This is a genomic window from Nocardiopsis gilva YIM 90087, from assembly GCF_002263495.1.
GTDB classification, from domain to species: Bacteria; Actinomycetota; Actinomycetes; order Streptosporangiales; family Streptosporangiaceae; genus Nocardiopsis_C; species Nocardiopsis_C gilva.
Map to the genome: position 1 here is coordinate 1,015,389 of NZ_CP022753.1, position 22,713 is coordinate 1,038,101.

The 22,713-nt window shown below is 70.0% G+C and carries 22 protein-coding genes and 1 riboswitch; of the genes, 10 read left to right on the plus strand and 12 right to left on the minus strand.

The window, feature by feature from the left end:
• Window positions 1-58 precede the first annotated feature (58 nt).
• From CDO52_RS04930 to CDO52_RS28035, 3 genes are all read left to right on the plus strand, one after another.
• Window positions 59-676 (plus strand): TlpA family protein disulfide reductase, encoded by a 618-nt coding sequence (locus CDO52_RS04930; protein WP_017620320.1) that lies wholly within the window; start codon window positions 59-61, stop codon window positions 674-676.
• Window positions 677-825: 149 nt separating this feature from the next.
• Window positions 826-963 carry a hypothetical protein gene (locus CDO52_RS28030; protein ID WP_017620319.1) on the plus strand — a complete coding sequence of 46 codons (138 nt, stop codon included), beginning with the start codon at window positions 826-828 and terminating at the stop codon, window positions 961-963.
• Between the two features lie 5 nt (window positions 964-968).
• Entirely contained in the window at window positions 969-1,349 is a 381-nt protein-coding gene (locus CDO52_RS28035) for an SCO family protein (protein WP_017620318.1), read from the plus strand.
• On the opposite strand, the gene CDO52_RS04940 is transcribed toward CDO52_RS28035, so the two are convergent.
• From CDO52_RS04940 to CDO52_RS04955, 4 genes are all read right to left on the minus strand, one after another.
• On the minus strand, window positions 1,327-1,656 hold the full coding sequence (locus CDO52_RS04940) for an SHOCT domain-containing protein (protein WP_094932222.1): 330 nt from the start codon (window positions 1,654-1,656) through the stop codon (window positions 1,327-1,329). The two genes, CDO52_RS28035 and CDO52_RS04940, sit on opposite strands and share 23 nt — an antisense overlap.
• 203 nt (window positions 1,657-1,859) lie before the next feature.
• Window positions 1,860-3,131, minus strand: coding sequence for an ADP-ribosylglycohydrolase family protein (locus CDO52_RS04945; RefSeq protein ID WP_232524388.1), 1,272 nt, complete (start codon window positions 3,129-3,131; stop codon window positions 1,860-1,862).
• 93 nt (window positions 3,132-3,224) lie between these two features.
• Window positions 3,225-3,923 carry an ABC transporter ATP-binding protein gene (locus CDO52_RS04950; protein WP_017620315.1) on the minus strand — a complete coding sequence of 233 codons (699 nt, stop codon included), beginning with the start codon at window positions 3,921-3,923 and terminating at the stop codon, window positions 3,225-3,227.
• Window positions 3,920-5,014 carry an ABC transporter permease gene (locus CDO52_RS04955; RefSeq protein ID WP_094932223.1) on the minus strand — a complete coding sequence of 365 codons (1,095 nt, stop codon included), beginning with the start codon at window positions 5,012-5,014 and terminating at the stop codon, window positions 3,920-3,922. Before CDO52_RS04955 ends, CDO52_RS04950 begins: the two co-directional genes overlap by 4 nt.
• Before the next feature lie 174 nt (window positions 5,015-5,188).
• Between CDO52_RS04955 and CDO52_RS04960 the strand changes: the two genes are divergently transcribed.
• The 3 genes from CDO52_RS04960 (at window position 5,189) to CDO52_RS04970 (ending at window position 7,844) form a co-directional block, all read left to right on the plus strand.
• Window positions 5,189-6,454, plus strand: coding sequence for a sensor histidine kinase (locus CDO52_RS04960; RefSeq protein WP_017620312.1), 1,266 nt, complete (start codon window positions 5,189-5,191; stop codon window positions 6,452-6,454).
• On the plus strand, window positions 6,451-7,089 hold the full coding sequence (locus CDO52_RS04965; protein ID WP_017620311.1) for a response regulator: 639 nt from the start codon (window positions 6,451-6,453) through the stop codon (window positions 7,087-7,089). Before CDO52_RS04960 ends, CDO52_RS04965 begins: the two co-directional genes overlap by 4 nt.
• 107 nt (window positions 7,090-7,196) lie before the next feature.
• Entirely contained in the window at window positions 7,197-7,844 is a 648-nt protein-coding gene (locus CDO52_RS04970; protein WP_083920007.1) for an RDD family protein, read from the plus strand.
• Window positions 7,845-7,993: 149 nt separating this feature from the next.
• Here CDO52_RS04970 and CDO52_RS04975 read toward each other — a convergent pair whose 3' ends face one another.
• The 7 genes from CDO52_RS04975 to CDO52_RS05005 all read right to left on the minus strand — a co-directional run bounded on the left by CDO52_RS04975 (window position 7,994) and on the right by CDO52_RS05005 (window position 16,278).
• Window positions 7,994-8,299 carry a putative quinol monooxygenase gene (locus tag CDO52_RS04975; RefSeq protein ID WP_026126095.1) on the minus strand — a complete coding sequence of 102 codons (306 nt, stop codon included), beginning with the start codon at window positions 8,297-8,299 and terminating at the stop codon, window positions 7,994-7,996.
• Between the two features lie 156 nt (window positions 8,300-8,455).
• Window positions 8,456-9,325 carry a helix-turn-helix transcriptional regulator gene (locus CDO52_RS04980; RefSeq protein WP_026126094.1) on the minus strand — a complete coding sequence of 290 codons (870 nt, stop codon included), beginning with the start codon at window positions 9,323-9,325 and terminating at the stop codon, window positions 8,456-8,458.
• A 119-nt stretch (window positions 9,326-9,444) separates the two neighbouring features.
• Window positions 9,445-10,503, minus strand: coding sequence for a DUF6177 family protein (locus CDO52_RS04985; protein WP_051060858.1), 1,059 nt, complete (start codon window positions 10,501-10,503; stop codon window positions 9,445-9,447).
• Window positions 10,500-10,940 carry a hypothetical protein gene (locus CDO52_RS04990; RefSeq protein ID WP_051060857.1) on the minus strand — a complete coding sequence of 147 codons (441 nt, stop codon included), beginning with the start codon at window positions 10,938-10,940 and terminating at the stop codon, window positions 10,500-10,502. The genes CDO52_RS04985 and CDO52_RS04990 overlap by 4 nt, the downstream gene beginning before the upstream one ends.
• A complete protein-coding gene (locus tag CDO52_RS04995) occupies window positions 10,937-14,959 on the minus strand; it encodes a type VII secretion protein EccC (protein ID WP_033301260.1) in 4,023 nt (1,340 codons plus the stop codon). Before CDO52_RS04995 ends, CDO52_RS04990 begins: the two co-directional genes overlap by 4 nt.
• Before the next feature lie 109 nt (window positions 14,960-15,068).
• Window positions 15,069-15,905, minus strand: coding sequence for a trehalose-phosphatase (gene otsB, locus CDO52_RS05000; protein ID WP_017620306.1), 837 nt, complete (start codon window positions 15,903-15,905; stop codon window positions 15,069-15,071).
• A 94-nt stretch (window positions 15,906-15,999) separates the two neighbouring features.
• Window positions 16,000-16,278 (minus strand): DUF3263 domain-containing protein, encoded by a 279-nt coding sequence (locus CDO52_RS05005; RefSeq protein WP_017620305.1) that lies wholly within the window; start codon window positions 16,276-16,278, stop codon window positions 16,000-16,002.
• Between the two features lie 265 nt (window positions 16,279-16,543).
• Here CDO52_RS05005 and CDO52_RS05010 point away from each other — a divergent pair, with 265 nt between their 5' ends.
• Window positions 16,544-17,917: a S8 family serine peptidase gene (locus CDO52_RS05010; RefSeq protein WP_157745433.1), complete on the plus strand. Its 1,374-nt coding sequence runs from the start codon at window positions 16,544-16,546 to the stop codon at window positions 17,915-17,917.
• A gap of 74 nt (window positions 17,918-17,991) precedes the next feature.
• Window positions 17,992-18,603, plus strand: coding sequence for a GrpB family protein (locus tag CDO52_RS05015; RefSeq protein ID WP_017620302.1), 612 nt, complete (start codon window positions 17,992-17,994; stop codon window positions 18,601-18,603).
• A gap of 125 nt (window positions 18,604-18,728) precedes the next feature.
• On the opposite strand, the gene CDO52_RS05020 is transcribed toward CDO52_RS05015, so the two are convergent.
• A complete protein-coding gene (locus CDO52_RS05020) occupies window positions 18,729-20,171 on the minus strand; it encodes an alpha,alpha-trehalose-phosphate synthase (UDP-forming) (RefSeq protein ID WP_026126092.1) in 1,443 nt (480 codons plus the stop codon).
• 531 nt (window positions 20,172-20,702) lie between these two features.
• Window positions 20,703-20,846, plus strand: a riboswitch (SAM riboswitch).
• A 13-nt stretch (window positions 20,847-20,859) separates the two neighbouring features.
• Between CDO52_RS05020 and thrC the strand changes: the two genes are divergently transcribed.
• Complete coding sequence (thrC, locus tag CDO52_RS05025; protein ID WP_017620300.1) at window positions 20,860-22,128, plus strand: threonine synthase; 1,269 nt, start codon at window positions 20,860-20,862, stop codon at window positions 22,126-22,128.
• Between the two features lie 128 nt (window positions 22,129-22,256).
• The gene (locus CDO52_RS05030; protein WP_017620299.1) at window positions 22,257-22,535 is read left to right on the plus strand and encodes a MoaD/ThiS family protein; all 279 of its coding nucleotides are present in this window, start codon (window positions 22,257-22,259) and stop codon (window positions 22,533-22,535) included.
• Window positions 22,536-22,713: the final 178 nt, after the last annotated feature.

A 22,713-nucleotide genomic window follows, 5' to 3' on the forward strand; every position in this document is an offset into this window, starting at 1 on the left:
AATCTGTTTAGGTGGCAGGGATTCGCGCAGTGACGTGGGACGACGGAGGGCGAAGGCCATGGGGCGCAGCACGCGGCTGGTGATCACGGCGGCCGCAGCCATCGCCGCGCTCGGTGTCACCACCGCCGTGGGCGCCGTGCTGCTCTCCGAGGGTCGCGGCACCGAGCGCGTTCCGTCACCGGAAGCCACGAGCGCGCCTACCGGAGTCACCCGGTACGCCCTGGCGGAGCGTCCCGACGCGCCGCCACTGGCCGGGCCGCGGCTGGACGGCGGGCGGATGGATCTCGACGCACCAGACGGTCAGGGCCAAGTGAGCGTCATCAACGTCTGGGGATCGTGGTGCCCGCCGTGCCGCGAGGAGGCACCGGATCTCCAGCGCGTCTGGGAGGGCGTCGAGAGTGACGGAGTGCGGTTCATGGGCGTGAACACCCGCGACACCGAGGCGGGCGCGGAGGCGTTCGTCGAAGAGTTCGGCGTCACCTACCCGAGCATCGTCGACCCCGACGGCGATGCCCTGCTCGCCTGGCGTGAGATCATCCCGGTCCAGGCGATCCCGAGCACCGTCGTGGTCGACCGTGAGGGGCGGGTGGCCGCCCGTGTGATCGGCCCCGTTGACGCCGCCACCCTGCGCGGCCTCGTCAACGACATCGTGAACGAAGGGAAGCCAGCACAGTGAACCTCCCCCGTCGCGGCAGGACCCGACCCGCCGGTCGTCACGGTCACCCTCGTCGTCCCGGTCGCATCGGTGCGGCCTCCGCGCTCGCCGTCGCACTCGCCGCCGCAGGGTGTGCGGCCCCAGGCGGGGAGGCGACGGGTGACAGTCCCTTGACCGTCATCGACGGCGAGTCCAACAACGGCTACCACGGCAACTACATGGAGCCGCCCTACCAGATGCCGGCGCTTACCTTCACCGACACCTCGGGCCGGGACTTCGACCTGGCAAGGACACCACGAAGCCCCTGACCCTGGTGTTCTTCGGCTACACCAACTGCCCCGACGTGTGTCCCACCGTCCTGGCCGACGCCGCGGCGGCGATCCGCCGCATGCCCGAGGAACGCAAGGACGACGTGGAGCTCGTCTTTGTCACTACCGACCCCGACCGCTTCGACCCGTCGTTCGTCGGCCTGACTGGCGACATGGACACGATTGAGCAGGCGGCCGACGACCTCATCGTGGAGATCGAGCCGAAGGAAGAGCAAGCCGACGGCGGCTACACCACCGACCACGGATCCCATGTCATCGGCTTCGACGCCGACGATCAGGGCTGGCTCCTGTGGACGCCCGGCACACCCGTGGGCGATCTCCGCGAGGACTACACCCGCTTCCTCACCGAGTTCCCCGCGGACTAGGCGCGGTCTGTCGGGGCCACTCCTCGCGGTTGCGCATCAGCACATCGAGACGGCGCTCGAACTCCCCGTGATCGACCTCTCCTCGGGCGTAACGCTCCTTGAGCATCTCAATCGGCCCGTCGACGACCGGCGGAGGCGACTGCCGGTGCCGAACAGTCGGCGTGGCGAGAGTGGTGAGGGCCGTGTTCCGCAGGACCAGGATGGCGACAGCGATGACGACCGCGACGGTCAGCAGCGGCGCCAGCGTGGTCGCGACAGCCTCGGCCCACCCGGTCTCCGCTCCCGTCATGCCGTGGCATCCCATCATGCTGGCCCCTTTTCTTCGCGAGGTGCGTGCCGTCCCGCCGAACCGGGATCCGACCGCTCATGAGCGACCGGCCACCTCTTCTACCTAAGAACCTTAGGTTATTGGCTGCTGTCAGCGCAGCTCAAGATCCCCCACCTTTCATCGCTGTGCTGCCGTACCGCCCTTCACAGAGACCGGCAGGCCGCGCGTCCGAGAGCTCGTGGTCACGCCTTGGGGGAGCGCTGGAGCCATTGGAAGGAGGGAGCGCCGTAGCCGTCGGGCTCGGTCGGGGAATCGGGGCCGAATTCGAGGGCGCAGTCGGCAGCCAGTTGGATGATGGTGCGGCGCACTTCGAGATTGGCCTGCCAGTGGCCGGGGAAGACGGTGCTGCCGTACCGGGCGCCGAGGAGGTTGCCGCAGATGGCACCCGTGGAGTCGCTGTCGCCTGAGTGATTGACGGCCAGGCGGAGGCCGCGGCGGCCGATTTCGGCGGGGCCTCTGCGAGAGGAGTAGGGGTTCGGTGGGTCGTTGACCATGGACAGCTCGGCGGACAGGGCGGCGTAGACGCCCATGGCCAGGGCCTCTTCTCCGGTCCAGCCACTTCCTAGCCGTTCCAGCTGTTCAGGCCTTGGTGATCCCTGCCTCGCGAGCGTGATCGCGGCGTCAAGTGCCTTCGAGGTCTCCTCGTGCCCTTGCCGCTCCATGAGTTCAGCGCGTGCCAGCTCCAGAGCCGAATCCAACTGCGCGCCGCGGACTAGAGACCACACGGTAGCGGCGAGTACGCCCGCCGACAGGTAGCCGCTGGGGTGTCCGTGTGTCAGAGCTGCCGCGCGGCAGCCCATGTCGAAGGCGACTTCGACGCTGATGACCCCGAAACCGCAGGGGGCGGCACGCATGACGCCGCCGCAACCCTTGGAGTCGTTGATCGGTTCGTCGACCGTGCCCAGGGGCCACCCCGGCTTCTGCCGCTCCGCGGCCTTGTGCAGGGCCGACAGGCAGGTCTTACCGGGGCCGCGCCGGGACATCATCACGTTGTCCTGACCCAACCAGCCGTAGCCCCCACCCAGCCCCTGCTCCGGGATGTTTTCACCCTGCCCCCGCAACCACACCAGGTAGGACTCTTGCAGCATCCCGATCGCCGCGCCGCCGATCCCTTTGGCGCGTTGCCGCACCGACGCCTGGATCAAGGCCTGCGCGGTGAACGCCATCATCTGCGTGTCGTCGGTGATCGCTCCGACGCCGACCCGCTCAGGGCTGTACTCGGTGAGACCGTCGGGGCCGTACTTCTCCCTGATCTGCGCGATGGGGATCCCCTCGATCGGCGCCCCCAGCGCATCACCGATAGCGCCGCCCAGCAGGCAGCCCAGCAGGCGATCCGGATCGGGGTCGGGGAGGAGGCGCGGCATTGTCGACATCGTGGAGGAGCCCATGCGGGAGAGTATGGCAGCGGCCTCAGACACGGCCGTGTACCCGGTCGCTGCCGTACTCTCCCGCATGCCAGTCACGTTTCCCGCCGATCCGGACCCCTCGCCCCTCGTCCGTCGGCCTCGTCATGGGCCTGGCAAACACTCCCCGCGGGAGGAGAGGCGCTAACGCGCGCCACCTCCGACCGTGACCGAATCGGTGGTCAGGCGGCCATCCCGCATGCGGGAGACCGTGTCGGCCCGGTCCAGATACTCGGTGTCGTGGGTGACGACGACCGTGGCCACGTTGTACTCGCGGGTGATCTCGGTGAGCAGGTCCATGATCTGCGCTCCCCGGTCGTGGTCGAGGGCGGCGGTGGGCTCGTCGACCAGGAGTACCTGCGGCTCGCCGGTCAGCGCGCGGGCGATGTTGACGCGCTGGCGTTCGCCGCCCGACAGCTGCGCTGCGCGCCGGTGCTGCTTGCCGTCCAATCCGACGATCGCCAGCAGGTGTTCGGCCGCCTCCCGGCGCTTTCGCGCCGACCGCCCTCGCATGTGCTCGGTGACCAGCAGCTGGTCGACCGCGGTGAGCGAGGAGATGAGGTTGGGCTGCTGGAAGACGATGCCGATCCGGCTCATCCGCAGTCGGCTCAGCTGGGCGGGAGATAGAGACGTGGCCTCGGTGCCGTCGATTCGGACACTGCCGGAATCGGGGCGGATCAGCGTCGAAGCGACTGCCAGCAGGCTCGACTTCCCCGAGCCCGATGGCCCCAGGACCGCGTGCAGCTCGCCGGGGCCCACCTCTAGGGACACGCGGTTCAGGGCGGTCACGGTGGAGTCGCCGTCGGGGTAGGTCAGCACGATGTCGGTCAGTTCGATGCTCATCGGACGCCTCCAAGGGCGGTCAGCGGGTCGACGGAGGTGATGCGGCGGACGGACAGGACCGCCCCGAGCATGCCGAGGACGACCATCGCGGCCACCGGCAACACGGTGGTCGCGACCGTCAGCGAGAACGGAACGACGCGCTCGGCTAGGACCCCCACCCCGAATCCGGCGAGCCCGCCGACACCGGCGCCTGCCAGGAGCACCAGCAGCGCCTGCGCGAGGGCGTCGCGCAGCAGGTAACCGGTCGAGCCACCGAGCGCCTTGAGAATGGCGATGTCGCCCGACCGCTGGATGGTCCACACCGTCAGGAAGGCGCCCACGACCAGGGCGGAGATGGCGTACAGGAACCCCTGGATCATCAGTAGCGAGCCGTTCTCGGAGGAGAACGCGCCGATCGCCGACAGGCTGTCGGAGCGGGTGGCCGACACGGTTTCGGCGTCGGTGTCGATGGCCGCCGTATCGGCGGGGGCGTGATCGGCGCCCATGCCGATCGCGATCACCGTTCCGGCAGGGGAGCCGTTGGCCGTACCGGATGGGGCGAAGGAGCGCCAGGTGTCCAGGGACGTCCACACCACCGGTGTGTGGCTGTAGCTGTCGTCCCGAGCTATGCGGGTGATGGTGAGGTCGGTGCCGCCGAGCGTCAGGACGTCGCCCACCTCCAGCCCTTTCTCATCGGCCAGCGAACGCCCGACGACCAGGCTGTCGTCCGCGGTGCCGTCAGGCGCCAGGTCCTCGCCCGGCTCGGCGGCGAAGATGGTCGCGGCGGTTGTGGAACCGTCCGGCGCCTCCACCCGGGTTTGGGTGATGCCCAGCGGTTCGGCCCAGGCGACGCCCTCGGCTCCCGCCCACGTGTCGACCTGATCTGCGGTGACTGAGCTGTCCGCGAACGACTCCTTGGGTTCGGAGTCCCCGGCGGCGCCGAAGGCGATCCGGTCGGCGGGCAGGCGGTCGACGGCGGAGACGGACTCGGCGGCAAGTCCTGCGGTGAGTCCCGACAGCAGGACGACCAGCAGGGTGATGAGGGCGACGACCGAGCCCATCAGCGCGAACCGCCCCTTGGCGAAGCGGATGTCACGGATGGCTACGAACACGGATGTCTTCTTCCAATGCGGGTGAGGCCTTTTCAGTGCTTCACCCACGATCGCGACGCGGAGCGCGGATTCCATCGGGGCGACGGATGGTTCTGCGGAGCGAGATGGATGATCGCGGCATCAACCGTTCGGTTGATGCCTGGTGGGACGCGAGACGCCTAACGTGAGAGGGATATGGATACCGCTCACCAGGCGCCCTTCTCCTCGTTCAGTACGGGGACCGTGACCGTGCTCGCGGTAATGAGGGCGTGCCTGCACGCGGCCTTTTTCGTCCTCCTGGGCGTCGCTGCGCTGCGCCTCTTCACCGTGCGCGAGGCCGGGCACTGGAGCTGGGCGGCGCTTGTCGGCGCCGCGCTGCTCGCCGCCCTGTACACCAGCGGGCCGTTGGTGATGCGTCGGCTGCCGCCCGGCCGCCTCCCCGCCCGTTCCGCCGCGCGGGTGTGGCTGGCGCTGGTCACTGCGCTGTGGGCGATCCTGCTGCTGATCAGCCCGGACTTCTCTTGGCTGGCCTTCCCGCTGTTCTTCCTCCATCTCCACCTGCTGCGCCGCTACCACGCCGTGGTCGCGGTGGCCGTGATCACCGGCGCGGTCATCGCGGCGCAGGCGCTGCACGCCCGCGACATCTCCGTCGCCATGGTGCTGGGGCCGACGCTGGGGGCCGCCTTCGCGGTCGTGATCGCCCTGGGGTACTCCGCCCTCTATGCGGAGAGCGAGCAGCGCCGGCGGCTGATCGACGATCTCCGGCGCACTCAGGACGAACTCGCCGACTCCCAGCACCGCGCGGGCGCACTCGCCGAGCGCGAGCGGCTCGCCCGCGAGATCCACGACACCCTGGCCCAGGGACTGTCCAGCATCGTCCTGCTGTTGCGGTCCGCCGAGGGAGCTGTGCGAGCCGATCCGGACGCCGCCCTTGCCCGTATCGCTGAGGCCCGGGAGTCCGCATCGGAGAACCTGGACGAGGCGCGTGGATTCGTGCGCGGCCTCGCCCCGCCCGCGTTGGCGGGTGGGGGCTCGTTGCCCGATGCCCTGCGGCGGCTGTGCTCGCGCGTGGCGGCGGCGAGCGGGATCGACTGCCAATGCCGGGTGGAAGGAGAGCCCGTGCCGCTTCCGGCCGACTACGAGGTGGCGCTGCTTCGGGCGGCGCAGGCCAGCCTCGCCAACGTCGCCGCGCATTCGGGCGCGAGCACGGCCGTGGTCACGCTGGCGTACCTGGGCACCGAGGTGACCCTGGACGTATTCGACAACGGGCGCGGATTCGACCCGACTGCCGTGCCGCAGTCCCGTTCCGACGGCACCGGATACGGGATGCGGGCACTCCGTGACCGCATCACCGCGCTCGGGGGCCGTCTCCACATCGAATCCGCTCCAGGGGAGGGCACCGCGGTTGCCGTGGCCCTTCCGTTCGTCGCTGAGAACAACAACGCGAAGGAGGAGGAGTGAGCGGCGGACCGCTGCGGATCCTGCTCGTCGACGACCACCCCGTGGTGCGGCGCGGGCTGCGCGCGATGTTCGACGAGCGCGAGGATATGGAGGTCGTGGCCGAAGCCGCTGACGGGCGGGAGGCCCTGGATGTCCTCGACACGGCCGCCGTCGACGTCGTCCTGATGGATCTGCAGATGGGCCAGGGTATGGACGGCGTCAGGGCCACCCGGACCATCAGCGAGCGCGCGGACGCTCCGCCCGTACTTGTCCTGACCACCTACGACAGCGACGCCGACATCCTCGCCGCAGTCGAGGCGGGAGCCACCGGCTACATGCTCAAGGACGCCCCGCCCGACCAGCTGTGCCAAGCGGTCGCCGCCGCGGCGCGCGGCGAGACCGCCCTGGCCCCGAACGTGGCCGCACGCCTGATGGGTCGCCTGCGCTCTCCCCAACCGGCGCTCAGCGCACGCGAGATCGAGATCCTGGGGCTGCTGGCGCGCGGACTGTCGAACAGGGCGCTCTCCCGCGAACTGTTCATCAGCGAGGCCACCGTCAAGACCCACCTGGTGCACATCTTCGACAAGCTCGGCGTCGGCAACCGCACGGCGGCGATCTCCACGGCCCTGGAGCGCGGCATCATCCGGCCACGCTGAGGCGTGTCCTCAGTATCGGTGCAAGCCGGGGCAGTTATGAATCAGACAGACATATGTGTAAGAATCTGTCGTCCCTGACTCTTTTTATTGATGATTGTCCTGATTAAATGAGCTACCCTCACAACCCATCGCAGCAGTATCCTCATCCTCGCCCTGGCGGTGGCTACGAGCCGCCCACTGGATACGGCCCTCCGCCCGGCTACGCGGCCGCTCCGGCATACTTCCCGCCGGGGTACTATCAACCTTTTTCTCCCTGGCCGCCGCCAGCCAGTTGGGGTTTGCGAGCCGTCGCATTGATCCTCGACTCGTTCATCAGCCTGCTCATATTCGCCGTGATCTTTGTTCCCGGCATTTTCTTTTCCATCGAGATCTTCGACGCCGAGGGCAAGTCGATGGACGAGACGCCGGAAATGGCGGTCGCGATGCTGGTGCTGATCCTTGTCGGAGTAGCAGCCTCCTTCTCATACTTCTGGTTGACGCATGCACGTAGCGGGCAGCCGCTCGGCAAGAAGTTGATGGGGATCAAGGTGATCTCGCTGCGTACGGGCATGCCGCCGTCTCTCGGCGCGTCGGCGCTGCGCCAGTTCATCCGCATGATGCTCGGGCTCTTGGGCTGGCTGGGATCGCTGCTCAACTACCTGTGGCCGCTGTGGGACGAGCCAAACCGTCAGGCGATCCACGACAAGGCCGCAAGCACCCGAGTCGTCAAGGTCCGCGGCGTTGCGGAGACCCCTATTCAGCCGTATAACTACTGAGCTATTCACGCGCGATGCCGGTTTCCGCCTCGCTTCTGTTGATCTCGGGGGTCGAGGGTTTCCCGACGTACCGGTGCCACGCCCCCCAGCGGACGGGGCGCGACCGAGCCCGGACCGGTCACCGGCCCGGGCTCGGTCACCACGCCGCATCAGCTCGACTGGGGCTCGGCGCGCTCTCCCTTGAACAGGAAGGTGGGGCCGTAGGCGTAGGAGTCAACCATCTCGTAGAACTTCTCGATGGTCGGGTTGTTGCAGTGCTCCTCGAACGCCGCACTCGAGGTGTAGACCTCGTCCAGGTAGAAGCGGTTGGGGTTGTTTTCGTCGCGGATGACCTCGAAGCGCAGGGTGCCCGGCTCATTGGCCAGGGAGCTCTCGGCGTCGAAGAGGCCGGCGGCGACGAAGTCGTCGCGCTTGTTCGGCGGGACGTCGAACTGGACGAGCACGTGGTACGTCATGATGAATTCCATTCAGTGGTCGTTCGCTGCTGTTTGCCGACTGATCCCTCAGCGGCAAAAACCACTCTGCCGGGAAATTCTCCGGCTGCACAGGCTCGGATTTTCCAAGGAATGGAATTCCTGGCATGGGTCATCCTGGTAATGGCGGTACCCCTGTCAGCTGGCGGCACCCTTGGCCGCCAGCAGCCGCAGATTCGAAGCCGCCGAAGTTCCCGGTTCCGGTAGATAGGCCACAACGGACTGGTCCGGGTCATCGGGCAGCTGCAGTGTCTCGAATGACACCTGTAAGGTGCCGACCAGCGGGTGGAACAGCGGCTTGGGGCCGTGGGTGACATCCCGCACGTCGTGCTCGGACCACATTCGACGGAAGTCCTCGCTGTTCGAGCTCAGTTCCTCGATCAGCGCCGCCAGCTGCGGGTCGTCGGGGTGGCGGCCCGCGTCCAGCCGCACGAACGCGACGGTGTCCTCGGCCTTCTCCTGCCAGCGGATGTAGCGCTGGCGCGCCGAGGTGTCCAGGAAAGTGAGCCGGGCGAGGTTGCGTTCCTGACGCGACAGTGCCGGGAAGTCGGCGATCAGGATGCGCGCGAGTTCGTTCCAGGCGAGGATCTCCAGGCGGCGCCCCACCACATACGCCGGTACGTGTTCGAGGGCGTCCAGCAGCGCCCGCACCCCCGCGCGCACTTCCTGCCGATGTTCGCCGACAGTCCGGACGTCCTCGCCGCGCACCAGGGCATACAGGTGCGCCCGCTCGAACTCGTCCAGCCGAAGCGCTTCCGCAAGGGCGTTGAGTACCTCCGGTGAGGCCTGCCCGCCGCGCCCCTGCTCGAGGCGCACGTAGTAGTCGATACTGATCCCGGCCAGCTGGGCCAGCTCCTCACGGCGTAGCCCCGGAACCCGGCGGCGTCCGCTGAACCCGGAACTCCGGACCAGCCCCACATCTTCGGGTCGGAGACGCGCTCGCCGTGATCTGAGGAATTCCTTCAGTTCCTCTTGCCGGTCCACCTCTCGCACCCCTCTCGCTCCCACATTGCCGTGCGCCCAGCCGCGGGTCTACGGTGCCGGCCGCTCATATCCAGGATGGCGGCGAAGAGGCCCAGCTCCGTTCACCGGTCACGGCCGTGTTCGGAGTCACGATGGGTGATGTTCTACGTGGTTCGTGCTCCCGACGGGGCGAGATGGTTCATCAGGGAGACGAATCGCAGCCACCCTTCTGGAGTGTTGCCATCCCCGAGGGGGAACCACACGGCGGGCTGGGCGCGTGGGCCGAGCAGGTGGCCTTGGGCCGGTGACTCCAGGACGTGGTCCAGGCCCGTCTCGGCGGCGGGTTCGGGGCCGAGGGCCAGGCCGACCGGGGTGGGGACGGATGGCACGTGCGGCTCGTAGGTCAGGTCGGGGCGGCCCGGGAGGCGGTGGGCGGTCAGGGTTTGCAGGGTGCCCTGGGAGGCGAGGTCCTGGACGATGTCCTCCAGCCGGTGCAGGGCGGGTTCCTCGTCCTCGGCGTAGGCGACCGCGAAGGTGATCTTCTCCTTGACGCCGGACACCACCCGGGAGACGCGCTGCGTGCCGATGCTGGGGCGGGCGTCTCCGCCGGGGCCGACGAAGGTCAGCCAGGTCTGCTGGGGTGCTCTGTGGCGGCACATATCCGTGAGGGCTGTGCGGTCCCACGAGCTGAGGGCGGGTTCGCTGGTGCCCCAGCCGCCAGGCGGCGTTCCGGTGAAGGTGCGCGTCAGTGCTTCGGCCGCCGCCCCCAGCACGAGTGCGTCCGTGGCGGGGTGCACCACGGTGACGTCGATGATCAGGTGGGAGCCGAGGACGGCCGACTGGTCGAGGAACGTCGGTGCGGGAGTGCTCGCAGTGGTGCCGTCAGCGGCACGCGCGTCCGGTCGCGGGTCGTTCGGCGTCTCCTTCGGGACGTAGCCCGACGATTCATCCCAGACCAGCGGGAGCCCGGAAAGGCCGTCGTAGTGGCCGCCGGAGCCATCGGGCTCCTCGACGACCCAGCGCGCCTGCGGTCGGCTCAGCAGGGTGCGCAGTGGGAACGTGATGCGCGACTCCGTCGGCGTCACGACCTGGAGCCCTCGCCGCTCCTTGGCGAACGTCGCCAGGGCGTCCGCCAGCCACGAAGAGAAGGGGACGACGGGACGGTCTTGGTAGACCAGGAGCGTCTGGTCGGTGGCGATGTCGACTGCGGGGTGGATCGTCACTGCGCGTTCTTCCCGTTGGTGTCGATGCGATGGGTGGCGTGGTCCGCGGCCGGGCCGCCTCCGGCCGGACGCGGTCGGGACGACCAGACCGTCCCGCCGAGCCGCTCCACCAGGGCGTCGGCGAAGCGGTGGGCGAGTGCGGCGGTGTCGGTGGTGCCCCGGGCCGCGCTCGACGCCCGGACCTCGACCCACCAGCACGGGTCGGGCATGCGCGCCGCTGTCTCGGCCCCGAGCAGCCGCCCCACCTCGCCGGGCACGTCCACGCGCTGCGCCGCCTCGATGCTGACCAGCGGGGCGCTGTCGTCATCCCGAAGCTGGACGACCGCGCCTCCTCCCACGCCCCGCACCCGCAGGTCGGGTCCGGCGTCCACCATCGCGTCGACCAGCGCCCGCATATCCGGGTCCTGTCTGACCAGCGCGACCACGTCGTAGGTCAACGGTGCTCCTCTTCCAGAATGGCCGTTTGCATGAGCCGCGGCGTCGACTCCCCGCGTCGGATCCAGCGGCCCCGCCCCGGCGGCTGCCGGTTGGCGTAGATGCGCGGGAAGAGCTGGCCCTCGCCCCGGTCGCCCGACATCAGCAGCGCGCTGGTGCCGATCTCCCGCATGGACTGGACGAGCGGGTCGTACAGCCCGCGTCCGGCCCCCGCCACGCGGCGGGTCACGACGAAGTGCAGCCCGATGTCCCGCCCGCTCGACACGAACGGGACGAAGGCGGCCAGCGGCTTCTGCCCGGCCGTCGTCAGCACGTCATAGTCGTCGACCAGGACCACGATCCGCGGCCCGGAGATCTCCCCGTCTCCCGCCTCCGACTGCTGTGCCGCGGTCTCGTCGGGCAGCCGCCCCTCCAGCTCCTTGGCCACGCCGCCGGCCAGTCCCGCGCACACCCGCGCATTGCTGGCATAACCGCCGAGGTAGGGCTCGGGGATCACGTCGCGCAGCGCCCGCCGCGGGTCCATCACCGCGAATACCAGCTCCGAGGAGCTGTAGCGGGCCATCAGCCCCTCCGCGACCAGGCGCAGGAGGTTGGTCTTGCCGCACTCCCCATCACCCATGACCAGCAGGTTCTGGTCGTGGTCGAACAGGTCGAGGAGGACCGGCTCCAGCGCCCGCTCGTCGACGCCGAACGGGACCAGGCGGGGTTCCGTGCCCGGACCCGGCAGGGTGCGCGCCGATAGGCGGTGCGGCAGCACCCGGACCGGCGGGGCGATCGGCCCGCGCCACGCTCCGCTGATCGCCCGCGCCGCCTTCTCCACGACCTCGCCCAGATTCCGGTCGTCCGGTTCGCCGTCGATGCGGGGGAGCGCGACCTGACCGAAGAGCTTGCCGTCGGTCAGCGCCCGCCCTGGCGCCTTCGCGCTGATCGTCTCGGCCAGTTTGCGGTCCACCGAGGAGTCCGACGGGTCGTTGAGCCGCAGCTCCACCTTCTGCCCGAAGTTCGACTGCATGGCGATGCGCACGTCGTTCCACCGCAGCATCGCCGCCACGACGTGGATGCCGTACCCGCCGCCGCGCTGCAGGAGGTCGGAGACCATGTCGTTGATCTCGTCGAAGTCGTTGCGGATCGCACCGAAACCGTCGACGCACAGCACGACGTCGGCGCACGGCAGCTCGGGCACCTCGCCACGCTCGTGCATCCGCCGCAGCTGCTCGATGGAGTCGATGCCGCGCTCCCGGAAGACCTCCTCGCGGCGCTCCAGCATGCCGTGGATCTCCTCCACGGTGCGCCGCACCCGCTCGGCGTCGGTCCGTCCGGCGACGCCGCCGACGTGCGGCAGCCCGGACAGCGCCTGCAGACCGCCGCCCACCAGGTCGAGCGCGTAGAGGGCGAGCTGGCTCGGCGTGTGGGTCAGGGCGATGGACAGCGCCATCGTGCGCAGCAGCGTGGTCTTGCCGGTCTGCGGCCCGCCGATGATGGCCAGGTGGCCGCCCGACTCCGTGAGGTCGAGCGCCCACAGCCCCTGCCACTGCTTGGCCGCGTCGTCGAGCTGCCCGACGGGCACCTGCAGCGGGCGCAGGTCGTCGGGCACCGGCAGGCGCATCCCGGCACCGTCGTCCCGCACCGGTCCGGTGACCGCGTCCAGGGTGGTGGCCGACGGCAGCGGCGGCAGCCAGACGTCCCGGGTCGGCACGCCGTGCCGGGACAGCTGCCCGACCATCACGTCCAGCAGCGTCGGCCCCACGGTGCGCTGGGGCAGGACCGTGTCCTCGTCGGCGGCCGACGGCGAGGCCTCCGCCGCCTGCGCGCCTTCGGCCTCCCCTGCGGTGTAGGCGGTGTAGGGCCGCACCGGCGGTGGGCCCTTGCGCTCGGCCTCCTCCTCGGCGGCGACCGGGCCCCGATAGGGGCCGGAGACGTATCCGGCCTTGAAGCGCTGGTAGACGGTGGTGTCGACCTTGAGGTAGCCGAAGCCCGGCAGCGAGGGCAGGTGGAACGCGTCAGGGCTGTCGAGGACGGTCCGGCTCTCCTCCTCCGAGAAGGTGCGCAGCCCCAGCCGGTAGGAGAGGTAGGTGTCCAAGCCGCGCAGCTTGCCGCCCTCGATCCGCTGGCTGGACAGCAGCAGGTGCACGCCGATGCTCCGGCCGATCCGCCCGATGGACAGGAACAGCTCGATGAAGTCGGGCCGGGCGGTCAGCAGCTCGCCGAACTCGTCGATGATCACCAGCAGGTGCGGCAGCGGCGGCAGGCTCGGGTCGTGCTTGCGCTTGTGGGCGTAGTCGCCGATCCCGGCCACGTTGCCCGCGTCGCGCAGCACCTCCTGGCGGCGCTGCACCTCGCCCGAGAGACTCGTGTAGGCGCGCTCGATCAGCGCGGCGTCGTCCTCCAGGTTGGTGATGACCCCGGCGACGTGCGGCAGGTCGGCGAAGGGCGCGAACGTGGCACCGCCCTTGTAGTCCATCAGCACCATGCTGACGTCCTCGGGGGGATGCGCCGCGGCCAGCGCGGCGACCAGCGTCCGCAGCATCTCGCTCTTGCCGGAACCGGTGGCTCCCACGCACAGCCCGTGCGGCCCCATACCGAGTTGGGCCGCCTCCTTGAGGTCGAGGATGACCGGCTGCCCCAGGTCGTCGACGCCGATCGGGACGCGAAGGAAGGCGCGTTCGCTGCGCGGCGCCCACAGCCGCTCGACGTCCATGTCGCCCGGGTCGCTCACGCCCATCATGGTCGGGAAGTCGACGCTCCCGCCTTCGGCGGCGGTCTCCTCGATCGACTCCTGGGAGAGGCGGAGCGGGGCGAGCATCCGCGCGATGCCGGAGAGGGACGCCGCGGGCACGTCGTCGACGGTGCCGGTGAGCACCGGCGGGTCGGCGACACGGAGGTCTTCCATCCGCACCTGGTCCCCGGAGACCGTCAGCCGGATGCTCACGTCGCCCGGCTCGTGCACCTGCTCGGACACGAGGTGGACGACGGTCGCGCCGAGGTCGGACGGCGGCACCGCGTCGTCCGGCCGGGCCAGCTCGCAGGCCACCTGGCCGTGGGTGTCGTGGACGACCACCAGGCGCCGCATTTTCGCATACGCCTCGCGCTTGCCCATGCCGCGGCGCACCTCGGCCGCGAAGTCGTTGCGTGCGCGCAGATCGTCGGAGAGCAGCGCCCCCAGCTTGGCCGGGGTGGCGGCGATGAGGCGCGCGTTGACGCCGCTGTCGCGCCGCTGCTGGTCGAGCGCCTGGGGCAGCCACTTCACCCAGTCCCAGTCCTCGGCACGCGAGGTCGGGTGCATCACCGCCAGCGCGGCGTCCTCCGGGGCGTGGAACACGCTGAACTGCGCGAGCAGCGCCCGCATCAGGCGCAGGACGTCCTCACGCTCGCCGATCACGCTGATGTTGCCCACCATGTCCAGCGGCACGGTGAGCGGCATCTCCGGGATCTTCTCGAAGCGCCGGATCGCCCCTCGGGCCTCGGAGAGCATGAAGGGGTCGGTGGGGGCGAGCGCGGTGCCCTTCTCCGCCAGCCGGAGCAGGCGCCCGGGCATGATGCCGGTGCCGATGCGCACCCGGAGGAAGTCGCGGTCCCTGCGGCGGCGCTCCCACAGGCGCGTCGGGTCGTGCACGGCGTCGTACAGCGCCTCGGGCGGCGGGTCCAGCTGGCGGGCGTGGGCGCGGGTCTCCCGTTCCCACCGGTTCAGATCCTCGCGGAGTTCCTCCAGGTACTCGAGGTAGAGCTCCCGTTGGTTGCGGCGCTGCCGGGCGGCCTGGCCGCGGCGGGAGAAGAGCATGCCGATGGCGGCGAGCGCGGCGACGACCAGAACGATGGCGCCGAGTGCCATGAAGGCGGGGTTGCGCAGCACCATCATGATGGTCAGGCTGCCCATCATCCCGACCATCGGCAGGATGCTCATGAGCGGGTTGGTCTGCGCGTTGCCGTCGGGAAGGGTGGGCGGCGCCTCGACCTCGTGGGGTTCCTGCTGAGGAGGCGGATGCACGGTCCGGGCCGGGCGATGCACGATTCGGATCGACACCTTCACTCCTCCTCATTACGGACCGCCCAGATCCTAGTGCCCATGAGTGACGGCCGCCGGTGGCGGATAGGTGTCCGGTGTTCGCAGGTACGGGCGGTCGCCGGGGCGCTCAGTCCCGTGGAGCCGCGGACTCCAGGGCGGCGCGCAGGGAACCGAGCAGGTCGGCGATGCCCGGCGGGCCGTCGACGATCAGGTCGGCGCGCTCCGCCAAGGCGGTGACCTCGTCGGAGCCGCTGCACACGGTCAGACCGGCCACGCCCTTCTCGCGGAGCCGCTCGACGGCGTCGAACGCGGCGAGGTCACCGAGGTCGTCGCCCGCGAACAGCAGGGACGTGGCACCGCGTTCGGTGGTGAAGCGGGTGAGGGCCGCGCCCTTGTCCATGCCGGACGGGCGGAGTTCGATGACCATGCGGCCTGGCTCGACGGCCAGATCGGCGCGTTCGGCCAGCGCGGCGAGGGGGTGGCGCAGCAGGGACAGGGCTGCGTCGGGGTCGGGTGTGCGACGCGTGTGGACCGCCAGGGCGTGGCCCTTGTCCTCGATCCAGGTGCCTTCCGGGGCGTCGTACCGCCGCAGCAGGCCCGGAAGTTCCTCCCGGACGAGCTGTACCCCCGCGGGCGGCTCGGGCGCGTCGAGGCGTCCGGCCTCCCAGCGTTCGCGGCCGTACTGGCCGAGGACGACGACCCCCTCGATGCTGTCGAGACCCCCGTACTCCACCGCCAGCCCGGCCGGGCGGCCGGTGATGATGACGACCGACGCGACCAGGGAGGACAGCCGCGCCAGTTCGGCGGTGGCGCCGGGGTACGCGCGGGCGTCGCGCGGGTCGGGGACGATGGGGGCGAGCGTGCCATCGAAGTCGAAGGCGAGAACCGCACGAGACGGTTCGGCGAGCAGCCGGTCCAGCGCGGCGGAGCCCTCGATGCTGCGGGGGCGTGGCACGGTCGTCATTGCGGCCTTGGCCTTTCGCGACGGGGTGTCGGTGGTGAGGTGATCTGACGCCCGCGGGGGGAGGGGACGGGGCGGGCCCGTGGCGGCGCGTCGGCTAGAGCTGGATTCCCAGCATGCGGGCGGTCCGCTGGCGCCGCCGGTGGGCGCGGAGGCGGCGGAGCCGCTTCACGGTCATGGGGTCGAAGGCGAGTGCTTCGGGACGATCCACGAGACCGTTGAGGAGTTGGTAGTAGCGGGTCGGGGAAAACCCGAACTCATCGCGGATGGCCTGTTCCTTGGAGCCTTCGAGCTTCCACCACTGGCGTTCGAAGGCGAGAATACGCTGTTCGCGGTCGGCGAGTTCGGGTCCACCGGTGGATGCCGCCGTCTCCATCGGGATAACGGACGGTACTTCATCGAATGGACCGGGATCAGACATTGGGCGCCTCCTCGTCCGGATAGGCGCGACTCATGGTAGCGAGTCCGCAGTGGAACGGAAGAGGGGATCCGGGAGGACTCACCCTGGGGGTCACACTTCCCTGACCTTTAGGAGTGGCACCTGGATCACGACTTCCGTGCCCCTGGGCGATCCCGGTTCCCACCCGCCCCCAGCGGTGTGCACGAGGCCTCACGCGCAGACCTCCGTCCCATACCCGTACATGGCAGAATTGCCACCGCTCGTCCGCACAGCGGAGGCCGCGCGCGCGATCCACGACATGTCACAGGGGGACATTCTCATGCGCCCGATGCGCCCGAACACCGTCGGCACACCCGCTGCGCTGGGAGTGTGCGGGGCGATTCTCACCGCTCACCTGGCCGCCGCGGCTCCCGTCGCTGCTGACACGGTGGCCGACCTCCGCCCCGAGCAGTGGGGGCTGGAGGCCATCGGCGCGTCGAAGGCCTGGGACCAGAACCGGGGCAGCGGTGTCCTCATCGGGGTGCTGGGAACCGGCGTCGACAGCGAGCACCCGGACTTCCGCGACAGCGTCACCGTCGGCACCGACTTCACCGTCAAGAAGGGCGGCGAGAGCGCGGAGGCCGACGCAGCCTTCGGCGCGTCGGGCACCGAGACGGCCGGGATCGTCGGCGCGCGCGGGCACGGCCAGGAGCACAAGGGCGGAATGCTGGGCGTCGCGCCGGAGTCGCAGCTGCTGTCGGTGCGCGTGCAGAAGGAGAGCGCGGAGGACGCCGACGGCGCCGCTTCGGCGCAGGGGGACGGCGACGTCGATCCGGCCACGGCCCTGGAGAAGGGCATCCGCTACGCGGTCGGTGAGGGCGCGCAGGTTATCACCCTCCCCGAGGGCATGGGCGAGGCCGCGGGCGACGCCGACGTGCGGGAGGCCATCGACCACGCGGTCCGCACCGGCTCGCTCGTGGTCGTGCCCGCTGACGCGGGCTACCCCGCGGACTCCGAGGGCGTACTCGCGGTCGGGGCCGCCGACCGGCAGCTGCGGCCGATGGGCGGCGCGAACGCCCCGGCCGGTGTTCCGGCCGCCGAGCCCACCGAGAGCCCGTCGGCCGGGCTGATCGCTCCGGGCGACCAGGTGGAGACCATCACCGTCGAGACCGGCTACACCAAGGTCAGCGGCGACGATGCGGCCGCCGCGTTCGCCGCGGGGACGGCCGCGCTGGTCCGCGCCGAGCACCCCCAGCTCCTCCCCGACCAGGTCGCCGAAGCACTGGTCGAGGGCGCTGAGTCCGGCGGCGTGCTGAACGCGCCGGGCGCCCTGTCCGCGTCGGCCGGGGCGGCCGAGGACATCCCGCTCTACGACGAGGACCTCGCCGACGAGGCCGGGGACGGACTTCCGGTGCCGGGGTGGACGCTGTGGGCCGGGACCGCGGTCCTGCTGCTGAGCCTGCTGGTCGTCGGGGTGGTGCTGCTGCGCCGCTCCATGGCCAATCCCTACGGGCTGCGGCCCGACCCGGACGCCAAGGCGGCGGCCGAGCAGTGGAGCCGGCAGCAGGCGCTGGAGGTCGAGGCCGAAGCGGCGGCGGCTCCCGGGCGCCGCCGCCGTGGTCGCCGCAAGCGCTGAGCTGGGGGTATCGGGTCCGATCGGTGGGACAAAAGCCTTGACGGCGCACGGCAGGGCACTGAAGGCTTCCGTCCATGTCCCTCGAAGAAGCCCCCCGTTCCCCTGCCTCGCCGCCGCTGCCCGCGCGCGGTGAACCGATCGTCGAGACCGCCCACACCTCCCGCAACCTCCTCGTCGACGGGCGGGTCCGGCTCGACGCCTACGACCCCAAGTGGCCCTACCTGTTCGAACGCGAGGCCGAGCGGATCCGCGAGGCCTTGGGCGACCGGGTGCTGCGCCTGGAGCACACCGGTTCCACGTCGGTGCCGGGGCTGGTCGCCAAGCCGTGTGTCGACATGCTGCTCCTCGTCGCCGACTCCGCGGACGAGGACGCCTACGTGCCCGCTCTGGAAGCGGCCGGGTACGTGCTGGTCATCCGGGAACCGGACTGGCACGAACACCGCTGCTTCAAAGGGCCCGACGTCAACATCAACCTGCACGTCCACACCGTGGGCGACCCCGAGGCCGACCGCATCCTGGCCTTCCGCGACCGGCTGCGCGCCACCCCCGCCGACCGCGCCGAGTACGAGGGGGTCAAGCGACGCCTCAGCGAGCGGACATGGGACCGGATCCAGGACTACGCCGACGCGAAGTCCGAGGTCGTGGAGGCGATCATCGCCCGCGCCATGGCCGAGCGCGGCGCCTGATCCCGGCCTGAGCGTGTATGCCGCGCCCCTCCGTTGATCTCGGAGATATCGGGGTCTCAGCGCCGATTTTTACCCCAATATCTCCGAGATCAACGGAGGGGGTGGCGCGACGGTTGGTGGACAGCTCAGTGGTCGAGCGCCCTGAGCTGCTCGGCGAACCACCGCTGCGGCGGCATGGCGGTCGCGCTCTCCACCAGGCGCTCGCAGCGCGACCGGCGCTCCTCCTCGGGCATCGACAGCGCGGTATGCAGGGCCTCGGCGGTCTCGGACACGTCGAAGGGGTTCACCAGCACCGCGTCGCTCCCCAGCTCGTCGGCGGCGCCGGCCTCGGTCGACAGCACGAGCGCGCACCCGTCGTGGGACAGCACCGGTCCCTCCTTGGCGACGAGGTTCATGCCGTCGCGGATGGGGTTGACCAGCAGCACATCGGCGAGCTGGTAGGAGGCCAGTGAACGCGGGTAGTCGTCGTTGACCTCCAGGATCAGCGGAGTCCACTCGGCGGTGCCGAACTCGTCGTTGATCTCCTTGGCGACGCGCTTCACCGACTCGGTGTACTCCCGGTACTCCGGTACGTCGCCCCGGCTCGGGTAGGCGAAGGCGAGGTGGCTGACCCGCCCGCGCCACTCCGGGCGGGTGGTCAGCAGCTCGCGGTAGGCCTCCAGGCCGCGGACGATGTTCTTGGACAGCTCGGTGCGGTCCACGCGCACGATGAGCTTCGTGTCGCCGACGCGTTCGCGCAGCGCCGCGCGGCGCTCGGCCACGTCGTCGGCCGCGGCGCGCTCGCGCAGGCCCTCGGCGTCCGCGCCGAGGGGGTGCACGCCGATGTCGATCACGCGGCCGCCGTACTCGACGGTGCGCTTGGCCCAGTCGACGTCGGCGCGCAGGAACGCCTCGCAGCAGCGCAGGAAGGCGTCGGCCCAGCGGCGGCTGAGGAAACCGAGGTGGTCGGCGCCGAGCATGCCCTCCAGCAGCTCGCGGCCGATCTCGGTGGGCAGCTTCCGGAAGTACTCGGGCGGCGCCCACGGCGTGTGCGAGAAGTGCGCGATCCGCAGGTCGGGGCGGCGTCCGCGAAGGAGCCGCGGCACCAGCGCGAGGTGGTAGTCCTGCACGGCCACGCGCGCGTTGTCGGCGGCGCCGGTGAGCAGGGCCTCGGCAAAGGCGGAGTTATAGGCGCGGTAGTCGTCCCACTGGGCGCGGAACCCGGCGTCGAAGGCGGGCTTGTTCGGGGTGTCGTAGAGCAGGTGCTGGACGAACCAGAGGGTGGAGTTGGCCACCGAGGTGTAGGCGTTGGCGAAGACGTCCGGCGGGATGTCGAGCATGCGCACGCGCATGCCGCCGAGGTCGAAGCCGGCCCGGTCCAGCCGCCCGTCGGGCGTGTCGGCCGCGGCCTTGCGGTCGGTGTCGGAGAGGGCCGCGCACACCCACAGCGTGTCGGTGTCGGCCGCGACGGAGCTCAGTCCGGAGACCAGACCGCCGCCTCCGCGTCGGTAGTCGAGGGATCCATCGGCATTGACCGAGAAGGACACCGGCCCCCTGTTGGAAGCGACGAGGATCTGCGCCTTGTCCACCTGATCAACCACCTCTCGCGCGAACGGCGTTAACGGAAGGGCTCCATCGAATCGTACGAAACGGGACGAAACTTAGTGAAACGGGTGGATGTACATAAAGAGGAAAGCTCTTGTGGGTGCAGGACCATCTTGCAACGGACGGTCGTAGGTGAGGACGACCGCCCGTGGGTGTCCCTAGGTCTCGCCGGTCGCGACGGCGCGCAAACCCGCGTGTGCCCTTGCCCGGAATCGGGGGAAAGGGCGAACGATGCCGGTAACCGGCACATGCTCCCACGGGGCATCCGCGCGGTTCCGGGCGGGTGTGCGGGTCGGGTCGCCTGCGGTGGTGCCGGGGTGGATACGTGAGAGGGAGGGTGGGGAGGCGTGGCAGGTCACGGGCGCCAGGTCCGATAGTCGTGGACACGTCGTCTCACCATGTGAGCAGATTCATGTTATCCAGGTCACCCTCCATGGAAACGCGGTGCGCCCGTCCGTTACAGTTGCCAACGGATCCCCACCGGGTCCGTCGACAACTTCATGACAACTTCATATTGCTCATCCAGAGGGGTGGAGGGACCGGCCCTGCGAAGCCCCGGCAACCATCTCGGTATGCGTTTCTCGCTGCAATCCGCGAGGCGGCCGAGGCAGGTGCCAACTCCGGCCCGTGGCCAGATCGGTCACTGGGGAAGATGAGGGGAGACGCCTCGCAATGGCGATTGCCGCCACTGAATCCGAAGCCGCCGCCACCGCTCGCTCCTTCGGCCCCGCCGCCGCACTGTCCTGCCGGGAGTGTGGAGAGCGCTACGACCTCGGCCCGCGCTTCGCCTGTGAATTCTGTTTCGGTCCGCTGGAGATCGCCTACGACTTCGGCGCCGTCACCCGCGCGTCCATCGAGCGCGGACCCAAGAACATCTGGCGCTACGCCGGACTGCTGCCGGTCCCGGCCAACGTCGCCTCGCTGCCCAACATGAACCCCGGCCTGACGCCGCTGGTCCGCGCCGACCGGCTGGCCGCCGAGCTGGGACTGGAGTCCCTGCACGTCAAGGACGACTCCGCCAACCCCACGCACTCCTTCAAGGACCGCGTGGTGGCCATGGCCGTGGAGGCGGCGCGCGCGTTCGGCTTCCACACCCTGTCCTGCTCCTCCACCGGCAACCTGGCCGGGGCCGTCGGCGCCGCCGCGGCCCGCGCCGGATTCTCCTCCTGCGTGTTCATCCCCGCGGGCCTGGAGGAGGGCAAGGTGGTCATGGCCGCCGTCTACGGCGGCAAGGTCGTGGCCATCGACGGCAACTACGACGACGTCAACCGCTTCTGCTCGGAGCTCATCGGTGACGCCGCCGGCGAGGACTGGGGCTTCGTCAACGTCAACCTGCGCCCCTACTACGCCGAGGGCTCCAAGACGCTGGCCTACGAGATCGCCGAGCAGCTCGGCTGGCGGCTGCCGGAGCAGATCGTCATCCCGATCGCCTCGGGCTCCCAGCTCACCAAGATCGACAAGGGCTTCCGCGAGCTCATCGCGCTCGGCCTGGTCGAGGACCGGCCCTACAAGGTCTTCGGCGCGCAGGCCACCGGCTGCTCCCCGGTGGCCCAGGCCTGGGAGCAGGGCCACGACGTCATCCAGCCGGTCAAGCCCGACACCATCGCCAAGTCGCTGGCGATCGGCAACCCGGCCGACGGCCCCTATGTGCTCGACATCTGCAAGCGCACCGGCGGCGCCGTGGTGCACGTGAGCGACGCCGAGGTCGTCGACTCCATCAAGCTGCTGGCCCGCACCGAGGGCATCTTCGCCGAGACCGCCGGGGGCGTGACCACCGGTGTGCTGCGCAAGCTGGTGGCCGAGGGCGTGCTCGACCCCGGGGCCGAGACCGTTGTGCTGAACACCGGTGACGGCCTCAAGACACTGAACGCCGTGGACTCCGGCGTCACCGCGACCATCAAGCCGTCCCTGGACGCGTTCAAGGACGCCGGGCTGCTCTGACCCGGTTCTGACCCGGTACGCCGGGCCCGCGCCCGAACCGTGCCGCCGCCGGCGGCCCCACCCACGTCCCACGCAGTTCCACGCTGATCCCGTCGGCGAATCACACCTGATCAGGAGTTTTCACAACCATGAGCGTCAGTGTTCGCGTCCCGACCATTCTCCGTACCTACACCAAGGACGCCGCCCAGGTGACGGCGGAGGGCGCCACCCTCTCCGACGTCCTGGCCGACCTGGAGGCCAACTATCCGGGCATCAAGGCGCGCATTCTCGACGACTCCGGCAAGATCCGCCGGTTCGTCAACGTGTACGTGGGCGACGAGGACGTCCGCTTCGCCGACGGACTGGCGACCGCCACCGCCAATGGGGTGCAGATCTCGATCATCCCGGCGGTCGCCGGGGGCTGCTGAGCCCCTTCGCGTCGTCCCAGGAAACCGCGCCCTCCTGCCCCTTCGGCGGGCGCGGTTTTCGTGCTTTCCGGGGTCCGTTCGGGGCCGAGATATGCGGGTTGACCTGCGGGTAACCAGGTCTCCACGGTTCCGCCGAGTCGTTTGCACTCGACCATGGAGAGTGCTAAAAAAGGGTTCG

What these genes read in the sequence shown, in the direction of transcription:
- CDO52_RS04930 (WP_017620320.1), top strand. Translation starts at nt 59, where the DNA reads ATGGGGCGCAGCACGCGGCTGGTGATCACGGCGGCCGCAGCCATCGCC.
- CDO52_RS04940 (WP_094932222.1), bottom strand. Translation starts at nt 1,656, where the DNA reads ATGATGGGATGCCACGGCATGACGGGAGCGGAGACCGGGTGGGCCGAG.
- CDO52_RS04945 (WP_232524388.1), bottom strand. Translation starts at nt 3,131, where the DNA reads ATGCGGGAGAGTACGGCAGCGACCGGGTACACGGCCGTGTCTGAGGCC.
- CDO52_RS04950 (WP_017620315.1), bottom strand. Translation starts at nt 3,923, where the DNA reads ATGAGCATCGAACTGACCGACATCGTGCTGACCTACCCCGACGGCGAC.
- CDO52_RS04960 (WP_017620312.1), top strand. Translation starts at nt 5,189, where the DNA reads ATGGATACCGCTCACCAGGCGCCCTTCTCCTCGTTCAGTACGGGGACC.
- CDO52_RS04970 (WP_083920007.1), top strand. Translation starts at nt 7,197, where the DNA reads ATGAGCTACCCTCACAACCCATCGCAGCAGTATCCTCATCCTCGCCCT.
- CDO52_RS04975 (WP_026126095.1), bottom strand. Translation starts at nt 8,299, where the DNA reads ATGACGTACCACGTGCTCGTCCAGTTCGACGTCCCGCCGAACAAGCGC.
- otsB (WP_017620306.1), bottom strand. Translation starts at nt 15,905, where the DNA reads ATGACGACCGTGCCACGCCCCCGCAGCATCGAGGGCTCCGCCGCGCTG.
- CDO52_RS05005 (WP_017620305.1), bottom strand. Translation starts at nt 16,278, where the DNA reads ATGGAGACGGCGGCATCCACCGGTGGACCCGAACTCGCCGACCGCGAA.
- CDO52_RS05010 (WP_157745433.1), top strand. Translation starts at nt 16,544, where the DNA reads ATGGCAGAATTGCCACCGCTCGTCCGCACAGCGGAGGCCGCGCGCGCG.
- CDO52_RS05015 (WP_017620302.1), top strand. Translation starts at nt 17,992, where the DNA reads ATGTCCCTCGAAGAAGCCCCCCGTTCCCCTGCCTCGCCGCCGCTGCCC.
- thrC (WP_017620300.1), top strand. Translation starts at nt 20,860, where the DNA reads ATGGCGATTGCCGCCACTGAATCCGAAGCCGCCGCCACCGCTCGCTCC.
- CDO52_RS05030 (WP_017620299.1), top strand. Translation starts at nt 22,257, where the DNA reads ATGAGCGTCAGTGTTCGCGTCCCGACCATTCTCCGTACCTACACCAAG.